The organism is Pseudomonas sp. (assembly GCF_050739995.1).
Classification (GTDB): Bacteria; Pseudomonadota; Gammaproteobacteria; order Pseudomonadales; family Pseudomonadaceae; genus Aquipseudomonas.
Window position 1 is genome coordinate 1 of record NZ_JBOICG010000643.1, and the last position, 6,705, is coordinate 6,705.

Below are 6,705 nucleotides of genomic sequence, written 5' to 3' on the forward strand. Positions count from 1 at the left end.
CTGGACCACTGTCATCGGGGGCAAGCCCCCTCCCACATTTGTTCTCTGGCGCCTGATAGACTCGGCACACTTCTTCCCGCCTGCGAGCCACGCCCATGCTCCACGTGTTATTCAGCGTCTACCTGAAAATGCTGGTGCTCTACAGCCCGTTCTTCGTGCTGTCCTGCTTCATCAGCCTGACCCGTGGTTACTCCAGCAAGGAACGCCGGCGCCTGGCTTGGAAAGTAGCGTTGGCGACCTTGGTGTCAAGCGTGCTGCTCTACCTGTTTGGTCGAGTGATTTTCAGTGTGTTCGGCATCACCGTGGATGCCTTCCGCATCGGCGCCGGCAGCGTGTTGTTCATCTCCGCCCTGGGCATGGCCCAGGGCAAGTCGGCGGTGCAGGCCGACAACGTGCAGCAGGACGTGACCATCGTGCCGCTGACCATCCCCCTCACGGTCGGCCCCGGCACCATCGGCGCCTTGCTGGTGATGGGCGTCAGCCAACCCCATTGGGATGACAAGATCATGGCCATCCTCAGCATCGCCCTGGCCAGCCTCACGGTGGGTGTGGTGCTGTACTTGTCCAACCGTATCGAACGCATCCTAGGCGACCAGGGCTTGCAGATTGTCAGTCGGTTGATGGGTTTGTTCGTCTGCGCGCTGGCTGCACAGATCATCTTTACCGGTGTGCGCGGCTATCTGGTGCCCTAGATCCGATACTTGGCGATCGCCAGTTGCACCTTGTCACCCGCACTCTCACGCATCAGTTGAATGGTTTTTTCATTGACCATCGAGGTATTCAGCACCAGGCAGGTCTGCCCGCTGAAGGCCTCGAACGAAGAACTATCCCACTCCAAAAACGGCAACCCCACCTGCTTGTTCACCCCATGGGAGCTGTAAGTCACCAGCACCATCGTCAGTTCGCCGTCGATTTCGGCGCAGGAGGCCAAACCGAAATCCCCACCTTGGCGCACCGTACAATGGCGCTTGAACAGTTCGAAGGACGCCGGTTGTTGCTTCAATGCTTCCAGCGCATCGGCCGCCAGTTTGGGCAGCGTCGCCAGCAACGGGCCGACCAGGGAAGTCGAGGCCAGCATCGCCGTAATGATGTTCAGTGCCGCCAGTTGCACCGTCAGGCCTTTGCCCGAGCTTGAGACCCGCTCAAAACGGCTGCGCACCGGCAGCCAGCCCAGGCTGACCATCACCTTGATAAATTCGTCATACCAAGCCTCCGTACCTCGCTGGGCCTTCAATACCTCACTCACGTAGCTGCTCGCCAGCAGGTAGCTTTTGCGGATGTACTCGCGGTTCAGCGCAGACATGCCTTCCACGAACGAAATCACACCGTTGTTCACCACCGCCGCATTGCTGTCATCCTCGGTATCAATTGGCAAGGCGGAATGCTTGGCCGGCGCGCCCGGCAACTTGTAGGCGGCAATCAACTTTCGCCTTTTCGCATTAATGATCCTTCTATGATGTCGCTCCATTTTCAGTTCTCCACAAGCACCCCAACTCGGGGCTTATGTCCACACTAGTCCAGGCGTTGCCAGGCTTGCCAGGCAACAAACATCGCTCGCGCGGGCGCTTCGAAAAACGCTGCCCAGCAATTGCGGGGGCCATGTCGCCCTCTTCCATGCTTCGTCGCTGAAAAAAGAAAAAGCCCCGAATCACCGCAGGTTAATACCCACTGTCATTCGGAGCTTTCGTGCAGCCATCCAGCCCTTTTCAGGAAGCCGGTTTTTCGCCATACCAACGCGGCGTGTACACCCATTCACCACCACCGGCGCGCGGGAACACGCAGGTGGTGGACGAACCGATCAGCACCATGGTGCGCATGTCCACCTGCTCAGGCGTCAGTTGCCCCAGCGTGGTGACACGCAGGGTCTGGCCCGGACGGCCGATATCACGGCCCAGCACCACGGGTGTTTCAGGCGTGCGGTGCAACGCGACGATTTCCAGGGCGCGCCCCAATTGCCATGGCCGTGAACGGGAAATCGGGTTGTAGAACGCCAAGGCAAGGTCTGCCTGAGAGGCGAGGTCCAGGCGCTTTTCGATGATCGACCACGGTTTGAGGTTGTCCGACAGTGACATCACACAGAAGTCATGGCCCAGCGGCGCGCCCGCCTGGGCGGCGGTGGCCAGGGACGCCGAGACGCCTGGAAGAATCTCCAGGTCGACCTGATGCCAGGCCGGGTCGCTGGACTCGTGCAACGCCTCGATCACGGCGGCGGCCATGGCGAACACGCCAGGATCGCCGGACGATACCACCACCACCGAACGGCCCTCGGCAGCCAATTCGAAGGCATGGCGGGCGCGCTGCATTTCTTCGCGGTTATCGGTGCAATGCTGCACTTGGTCGTCACGGAACGGGCCGGCCATGCGCACGTAGGTTTCGTAGCCCAGCACGTCGGTGCAGCGAGCCAACTCAGCCTTGACGGCCGGGACCATCAACTCGGCCGCGCCCGGCCCCAGGCCGATCACGGCGAGGCGGCCACGGGGCCGGCCAATGCGCGAAAGGTCCAGCGGTTGCTCGGCGACATTGATGACGATATCGGCATCCTGGCTGACGTTGACGAAACGCAGCGCAACACCCAATTCCAACGCGGCGTCATGCAACGACGCTTCAGCCATCTGCGTATCACTGGCCAGCAGGCACGCCAGGGATTGCACCGCGATACCCGCTTCACTTAACGCCGTGCGCACGCGCCCGGCCAGTTGCGCGCCGGGCTTGCAGGTCACGCTCACGCTCTTCGGATAGATCAACAGCTCATTGGCCGCCGGCACGCGCTCGGCACTCCCCACATGAATCGCCAGGCGCGCCTGTTGATCCTCGGGCAAATGGGCCTGATCCAACCACGGTGCAGTGCCTTCGATGCGCACACTTTCGCCGGCCAGCAGATCCGAGACAAAGCGCTTGCCCAGCTCCAGGTCCGCCAGTTCATAACCACTTGGTGGGTTGAGCAGGCAGGTGCCGAAACGCAACTCGCCACTGGTGGTGATTGCTGCAGCTACGTTCAACGCAGCGGCAATCTCCCGCGCCATGACGTTCACACCGCCCAGACCACCGAGCAACGGCACCACAGCGCTGCCATCCTCAGCCACCGCCAGCACCGCAGGCTCTTCGCCTTTCTCCAGCAGCAACGGCGCCAGCGTCCGGATCACGATGCCCGCAGCACACAGCGCAATCAGCGGCGCACCTTGCTGATACAGCTGACGCAGGGTTGTGCCGAATTCACTGTAGGTCTGGTTCGCACCGTCAACCCGGCCGGTCAGGCCATGGATCAACGCGCCGGGATAAACCTGCTGGATCTTACGCGCCGTGGCCAGGCTGCCCTGGCCCAGAATGACAATTGCCGGAGTCATCAACCTTGCCACCTTTCACCCGGCACGATGATCAGCGAGAAATACGGCGAAGACGCCGGATCGACCTGATCCAACGGTACGATTTTCTGGTTGGCCATGGTGGCGCGCTCCACATACAGCGCACGCTCGGCCAGGCCAAGTTCTTCCAGCACCTGGCGCACCTTGGGGAAGTTGCGACCCAGTTTCATGATCACCGCCGCGTCGGCATCCGCCAGGCGGCGCTTGAGGTCGTCATGGGGCAATACACCCGACAGCACCGACAGGCTCTGATTGCGATACACCAACGGCGCGCCCAACACCGAGGCGCCGCCGAGCATCGAACACACCCCCGGAATCACCTGGGCTTCGTAGCGTTCAGCCAAGCGGTCATGCAGGTACATGTATGAGCCGTAAAAAAACGGATCTCCCTCGCAGATCACCGCCACATCACGACCGGCGTCCAGATGCGCGGCGACATCGACGCTGGCAGCGTCGTAGAAATCGCTGATCACCTGTTCGTAAGACATCGGTGCCGGTAGCACTTCAGTGGTCACTGGGTACACCAGCGGCATCAGGGTTTGCTGAGGCACCAGATGGTCTTCGATGATGCCGAAGGCATTGCCCTTCTTGCCCTTGGCCACGAAGTACGCCACCACTGGCGACTCACGCAGCAGGCGCAGGGCCTTGAGGGTAATCAGTTCCGGGTCGCCGGGGCCAACGCCCAGGCCAATCAAACGTCCACGTGCCTGCATTATTCGACCTCCGTGGCCAAGGCGTTGACCGCCGCGGCAGCCATCGCACTGCCACCCAGGCGGCCCTGCATGATGACGAAGGGCACACCACGGCGATCGGCGGCGAGCATCGCCTTGGATTCGGCGGCACCGACAAAACCTACCGGAAAACCGAGAATCAAGGCCGGTTTCGGTGCACCGGCGTCGAGCATTTCCAGCAGGTAGAACAAGGCGGTCGGCGCGTTGCCGATCACCACCACACTGCCTTCCAGGTGCGGGCGCCACAGCTCCAGCGCGGCAGCGGAACGGGTGTTGCCCAACTCTCGCGCCAGCTCCGGCACGCTGTCGTCGCGCAGGGTGCAGATCACTTCGTTGTTGGCCGGCAGACGCGCCCGGGTCACGCCTTCGGAGACCATCCGCGCATCGCACAAAATCGGCGCGCCGGCGGCCAGCGCATCACGCCCGGCCTTGCCCGCACCTTCAGAAAACTGCAGGCCATCAATGGCCTCGACCATGCCGCAGGCATGAATCACCCGCACCGCGAGTTTCTCCAAATCAGCCGGGATGCGTTCCAACTTGGCTTCCGCGCGAATGATGGCGAAGGAGTTGCGATAGATCTCCTGACCGTCGCGGATGTAATCAATCATCGGTGTTGCTCCGTGGGCGAGCGCGCAACAAGGCGCCCGCCGCTTCAATGGAAAGGGTGCGAGCGTGCAGCCGGCCGAAACCGGGTTCGGCTGCGTCGCGAAAATAGAGGTCGTAGTGGCCGGGGCTCACGGCCAGCAAGGTCACGGGGGCGACATGCGCAGCGGCACAAGAGCGCGGGCAACCGGACAGGTGTACGTCCGCGCCGGGATGCAGCGCAGCCAATTGCACGGCGTCGGCCTTGGTGTCCGCCAAGGCTTTAGCGCAGCCGCCGGAACCGGTGCAGGCGGTCATGTGCGCCAGGGGCTGGTCGACTGAGCAGAGCAAGCCCAACTGTTCCAGGCGCTGGGTCATGGCGTGAGGTTTTTCGACGTTGGGCAGCAGCACGCCTTGCCAGGGGGTGAAGCGCAACGTGCCATCGCCGTGGTCGCTGGCGAGTTGTGCAACGCCTTTGAGCATTGTCGAATCCAGACGCCCCAAGGGTGCGATGGCGGCAACGTAGAACTGATTTTTTTGAGCCTGTGGATAAGTTCCCAGGTGCAGAAAAGCGCCGCTGGGCGCTCGCTTGAAGCCGTCGATAGGCAGAAGCGGCAGATTTAAACGGGCCAGCAAGTTATCCACAGGCAGATGGCGCATGCGGGTCTGCTCCAGGGTGGCGAGGTCTAGAAATGCTTCCAGCACCGCCACCACCAGAGCGTGACCTTGATCCAATGGCACAGCCGCCAGCGGCGCATCCAGTCCTGGGCAACCGGCAAGGCCGAAGGCGAGAAGCGTCTGGCCATTACGTACAAACGCCGACAGCCACAGGTCATGGTGATGTTCAAGCATCGCCAGGGCTTCGCCGCCATCCACCTGCACGGCGAACTTGGCCGACAACTCATGAAAACGCGGATGGTTTTGCAGGGTGGCGAGAATCTGATCCGCCAGCGGGCGGGTGTCGAACAGCATCTGCGGGTCGATACCGGCACTGGGACTGAGCATCAGGTTGCGTACATCGTCACCCGCCGCATTGCGAGGCCCCAGGCCAGCGGCCAACAGCCTCGCGATCAAGGCATCCTGCTCAGTGCCGATCCCACGAATCTGCAAGTTGGCACGGTTGGTCGCCTCGATCACACCGCCCGCATAAGCCTGCGCTGCGTCCGCTACCGCGTGGGCTTGCACAGCAGTAATGGAGCCACCGGCCAGTTTGATCCGACAAATGCCGCCATCCAACGCCTGGACAATACGCAGCAACCCCGGACAAGCCGAGGGGCGCAAGGTATTCACAGCGGGCGTTGGGTTCACGAAGCTACCGGTTGACGGGTAAAGGCGCGGTATTATGCCTGCTTTGTCCGACGGCATGAAAAGCCTGCCCGTCGGATGTCGTTCAAGGAATTCATATGTCGCCCTGGCTGACGGTTGTAGGCATCGGTGAAGACGGCTTCAAGGGGTTGGGCAGAAATGCCCGGCATGCCCTGTTGCGCGCCACTCGGATTATAGGCAGCCAGCGCCAGTTGGACTTGTTGCCGGTATGCATTCGTGGCGAACGCCAGTTGTGGCCAAGCCCGTTTTCACTGGCGCCGGTACTGGCGCAACGCGGTGAGGCGGTATGTGTGCTGGCCAGTGGCGATCCGATGTTCTATGGCGTGGGTGCCAGTTTGGCGCGACAGGTGGCAGCTGAAGAGTTGCTGATTCTGCCGTCGCCTTCGTCTGTATCGTTGGCGGCGGCACGATTGGGTTGGCCGTTGCAGGAGGTGGTGACGTTGTCCGTGGTTGCCCGGCCGTTGGCGGCGTTGCATGCCCACCTGTCCAGTGGAGTGCGGCTGTTGGTGTTGAGTAATGACGGCAGCAGTCCGGCGTTGATTGCTTCGTTGCTGGTTGAGGCCGGGTTCGGGCCGAGCCGGTTGAGCGTGTTTGAGCATCTGGGCGGTACGGGTGAGCGGCGTATCGACGGCTTGGCGGGTGATTGGCAGCACACCTCAGTCGCTGACTTGAACCTGGTCGCCATCGACTGCGTGGCCGACATC

The 6,705-nt window shown here is 62.0% G+C and carries 7 protein-coding genes; 2 read left to right on the plus strand and 5 right to left on the minus strand.

Annotated elements, in window-relative coordinates:
• The first annotated feature begins 95 nt into the window (after positions 1-95).
• Entirely contained in the window at positions 96-692 is a 597-nt protein-coding gene (locus tag ACRESD_RS21670) for a MarC family protein (RefSeq protein WP_060755028.1), read from the plus strand.
• On the opposite strand, the gene ACRESD_RS21675 is transcribed toward ACRESD_RS21670, so the two are convergent.
• The 5 genes from ACRESD_RS21675 to cobG all read right to left on the minus strand — a co-directional run bounded on the left by ACRESD_RS21675 (position 689) and on the right by cobG (position 6,040).
• Positions 689-1,468, minus strand: coding sequence for a hypothetical protein (locus tag ACRESD_RS21675; RefSeq protein WP_431752775.1), 780 nt, complete (start codon positions 1,466-1,468; stop codon positions 689-691). The two genes, ACRESD_RS21670 and ACRESD_RS21675, sit on opposite strands and share 4 nt — an antisense overlap.
• Positions 1,469-1,706: 238 nt before the next feature.
• Positions 1,707-3,344, minus strand: a complete 1,638-nt coding sequence (gene cobJ / locus ACRESD_RS21680; protein ID WP_431752776.1) for a precorrin-3B C(17)-methyltransferase — start codon at positions 3,342-3,344, stop codon at positions 1,707-1,709.
• Positions 3,344-4,075: a precorrin-2 C(20)-methyltransferase gene (locus tag ACRESD_RS21685; RefSeq protein ID WP_431752777.1), complete on the minus strand. Its 732-nt coding sequence runs from the start codon at positions 4,073-4,075 to the stop codon at positions 3,344-3,346. Before ACRESD_RS21685 ends, cobJ begins: the two co-directional genes overlap by 1 nt.
• On the minus strand, positions 4,075-4,701 hold the full coding sequence (locus tag ACRESD_RS21690; RefSeq protein ID WP_431752778.1) for a precorrin-8X methylmutase: 627 nt from the start codon (positions 4,699-4,701) through the stop codon (positions 4,075-4,077). The genes ACRESD_RS21685 and ACRESD_RS21690 overlap by 1 nt, the downstream gene beginning before the upstream one ends.
• A complete protein-coding gene (cobG, locus tag ACRESD_RS21695) occupies positions 4,694-6,040 on the minus strand; it encodes a precorrin-3B synthase (RefSeq protein ID WP_431752779.1) in 1,347 nt (448 codons plus the stop codon). The genes ACRESD_RS21690 and cobG overlap by 8 nt, the downstream gene beginning before the upstream one ends.
• Before the next feature lie 38 nt (positions 6,041-6,078).
• On the opposite strand from cobG, the gene cbiE reads away from it, so the two are divergent.
• On the plus strand, positions 6,079-6,705 hold a 627-nt coding region (gene cbiE, locus ACRESD_RS21700; protein ID WP_431752780.1), incomplete at its 3' end, for a precorrin-6y C5,15-methyltransferase (decarboxylating) subunit CbiE.

Bases quoted from the DNA above. Each gene is read 5' to 3' on its own strand.
- ACRESD_RS21670 (WP_060755028.1), top strand. From the start codon at position 96: ATGCTCCACGTGTTATTCAGCGTCTACCTGAAAATGCTGGTGCTCTAC.
- ACRESD_RS21675 (WP_431752775.1), bottom strand. From the start codon at position 1,468: ATGGAGCGACATCATAGAAGGATCATTAATGCGAAAAGGCGAAAGTTG.
- cobJ (WP_431752776.1), bottom strand. From the start codon at position 3,344: ATGACTCCGGCAATTGTCATTCTGGGCCAGGGCAGCCTGGCCACGGCG.
- ACRESD_RS21685 (WP_431752777.1), bottom strand. From the start codon at position 4,075: ATGCAGGCACGTGGACGTTTGATTGGCCTGGGCGTTGGCCCCGGCGAC.
- ACRESD_RS21690 (WP_431752778.1), bottom strand. From the start codon at position 4,701: ATGATTGATTACATCCGCGACGGTCAGGAGATCTATCGCAACTCCTTC.
- cobG (WP_431752779.1), bottom strand. From the start codon at position 6,040: ATGCCGTCGGACAAAGCAGGCATAATACCGCGCCTTTACCCGTCAACC.